The sequence below is a fragment of the Mesobacillus sp. genome (assembly GCF_057785455.1).
The window spans coordinates 1-2,784 of sequence record NZ_JBYNSB010000048.1 but is presented as its reverse complement, the minus strand read 5'-3'; the positions used below and the strand labels follow the sequence as shown (position 1 = coordinate 2,784).

3 protein-coding genes are annotated in these 2,784 nt (G+C 41.8%); all 3 read right to left on the bottom strand.

The genetic code is table 11. From position 1 onward, the window contains the following. Window positions 1-1,258 (bottom strand): VC_2705 family sodium/solute symporter (locus AC3EBE_RS18935; protein WP_488596593.1); only part of this gene is annotated, 1,258 nt, incomplete at its 3' end. Next, on the bottom strand, window positions 1,255-1,524 hold the full coding sequence (locus AC3EBE_RS18930) for a sodium/substrate symporter small subunit (RefSeq protein ID WP_488596592.1): 270 nt from the start codon (window positions 1,522-1,524) through the stop codon (window positions 1,255-1,257). The genes AC3EBE_RS18930 and AC3EBE_RS18935, both read right to left, overlap by 4 nt. A gap of 1 nt (window position 1,525) precedes the next feature. Next, window positions 1,526-2,239, bottom strand: coding sequence for a 3'-5' exonuclease (locus AC3EBE_RS18925; protein WP_488596591.1), 714 nt, complete (start codon window positions 2,237-2,239; stop codon window positions 1,526-1,528). Between the last annotated feature and the right edge of the window lie 545 nt (window positions 2,240-2,784).

Here is a 2,784-nt window from a genome sequence, read left to right as displayed (position 1 = left end):
ACATTGCAAGGAGTAAGCCATCAGCGGTGCTCAGGGCTGCAGCCAGACCACCGACAGCGACAAGTGGCGCAATCAGCCAGAACATGCCAAACATATCAGGCATGCCCACGACGACTATATCTCCATGAAACACCATCTCGGGAGGCTGCAATATGCCATCGGCATTTTTGTCTGCGATTTTAACAAGACCTGTAGGAAGCCACTTCTGTATCCATGCGGTTGCCATAACTTCGCTCATAGGTTTACCCCAAAGCTCTGAGAAGGAAGTCCTTGCGATAGCTGCATAAATTGTTGCTGTGATATAAAGCAAGCCGATAAAGAAAAGAGCCCATCCTACGCTCACTCTGGCAGCCTGAACTGTTCTGACTGTATAAAACCTGACGAGGATATGAGGGAGCCCCATTGTGCCAAGCATAAGGACGAGTGCAAAGCAAATCCAGTTAAAGGGTCCCTTTCCGCCACCAACTGTCCTTACAAAAGGCTCTGTCCATAAAGGCAGATTAAATGCAACCTCGCGGGCTTGAATCTGGTCAATAAGCCAGCCATACTGTACCCAGGGGAGAGGCAGTAAGCCAAGGTAGTAACTGGCTATAAAGACTGGTGTGCAATACATGGAAATCATAACGAAATACTGGAGGAACTGAACCCATGTGATGCTCTTCCATCCGCTTGTCCATGCATATGCAAGGGCGCCGAAAACCCCCAGGAAGACCGATATAGTGGCCGGTAAGCCAAGAAACCTTGAAAAGACGACCCCAACTCCGACAAGTTGAGCTGTAAGATAGGTAAGAGACATAACAAAAATCATTACAACTGCCACAGACCTGACAGGTCCCCAGCCGCCTGCCCTCTTCTCGAGGAGCTCAGGGACGGTATATGTCTTTGATTTTCTGACAAATGGGGCGATTGTAAAAGACATGAGGGTGTAACCTAATGTCCATCCGATTATGAACGGCATGGCGTCATACCCGAGTAGGGCGATTGCGCCTGCCATCGAGAGGTAGCTTGCAGCGCTCATCCAGTCTGCACCTGTGGCGGCACCGTTAACAAAAGCTGGGATTTCTCTGCCTGCTACATAGAAGTCGGCAGCTGATGTGGAACGAAGAGCCAGAGCCAGAACAAGATAGACAAATATGGAGCCGACAACCAAAAATATACTGCCAGTAAATTCGCCTACCGTGAATGTGGCTAAGAACGATAAGACAAGCCAAACTACTGCAGCTACGATTGTAGCATTAAGAGGGTGTTTGATATTCATTCTAATTCCTCCTTTGCAACCTTCTCTCTCAGGTCGCGGTCAAGCTTGTTCATAATGGCTGCGTATATGAATATCAGAGCGACGCCAGCCACTATCACAAAAAACGCATTCATATACATGTGCAAGACAGGTAAGCCGAGAATTCTGACCCCTTTCCAGAAATATGGGGACATCGAGGGCAAGACTACCGCGATAATAATCCAAAATATAAGCCAGATAATTGTTATATTTCTGACCCTAGTCCAGTAATACTGTTTTACATCCATACTAACCTCCTCCCTGGTATAAAGTTTGATGCTTCAAGCTAATGTATCCGGATACATCAGCTTTGCCGATTCTAAGCAGTGAATCAACTGTGGAAATCTTTAATTCTGCAAGATATACGATGAGTTTCTGAAAAACCTGTGCAGTTATAAAGGCTTCTGCCATTGCATTGTGCACCTCCTTTGCCTCTATGTTCATTAATTTTGCGATGTCCCAGAGGGATCTATAATTTAGGCACTCCTCTGGAAAGGCCTTTGTCTTTACAAGCCACCTGTATATAAATAGCGTATCCAGTGCTATGGGATTGAAATCCTCCTTAAGGTGCCTCCGTATCTCCCTTCTCAAAAATGCAAGATCAATAATGATAAAATGACCAACAATTATGGAGTCTCTAAAAAATTCAAGAAACTCTTCAAGCACAGGTTTTATATGGGGAGATGTCTGAAGCTCTGATGTAACCATCCCATGCACCAGAACGCTCTCTTTTTTGAGTGGGCATGTAGGTTTAACTAGCCTGGAAAAGACATTGCATAACTTTATCTTTTTGCCTCTCATCCTGACTCCAGCAATAGACACTATTTCATCCCTGCTTTCATCAAGTCCTGTAAGCTCTGTATCAATAACAACAAAGTCTGCTTCATGAATAGGAATTCCTTTTATACTTTTCTCTTTGCTCTTAAAGATGGTCTCAATTTTTAAATACAGGCTTTCAAGCATCTATGGCAGTCTTTCTAAAATCTCAGTTTTCGGATGATATTGATATTGATGAAGACCACTTATCACCAAAGCAATGTTCCCTCTCCAAAATATAGAATTTTCTTTCCTGATTTTTAATCATCAAATATTAAAACTTATCTTAAAAGAGCAATTTGTATGCCAAATGGTTCAGTTTTGTCGGGAGGATTTAATAGAGTGTTGTATTGTCAAAGTTATTTAATGTTTGCAAAAATTGCAGTAGGTGAATAAAAAAATTCAAGCTTGAAAAAAATAAGCAAATCAACACACAAATTGGTCTCTTATGTTACTAAAAGTAACCGAAAAAAAGATGTCTTTAAAAGAAGTGAAAGGCTATACACTGTCTTTATTGCCTTTAAATCTATAGTTCATAACTCCTTGATATATAAGATTTATTGCTATGTGAGAGATGCTAAATATTTTGCACTTTGAGTTTTGTAGCATAGATATATAAATCTAAAACATAAAGCTTATTCATTTGTATAGTTTTATTCGTCTCTTGATGGGCAAAGCTCAAAAAGGATGCA

Bases quoted from the DNA above. Each gene is read 5' to 3' on its own strand.
- AC3EBE_RS18930 (WP_488596592.1), bottom strand. From the start codon at position 1,524: ATGGATGTAAAACAGTATTACTGGACTAGGGTCAGAAATATAACAATT.
- AC3EBE_RS18925 (WP_488596591.1), bottom strand. From the start codon at position 2,239: ATGCTTGAAAGCCTGTATTTAAAAATTGAGACCATCTTTAAGAGCAAA.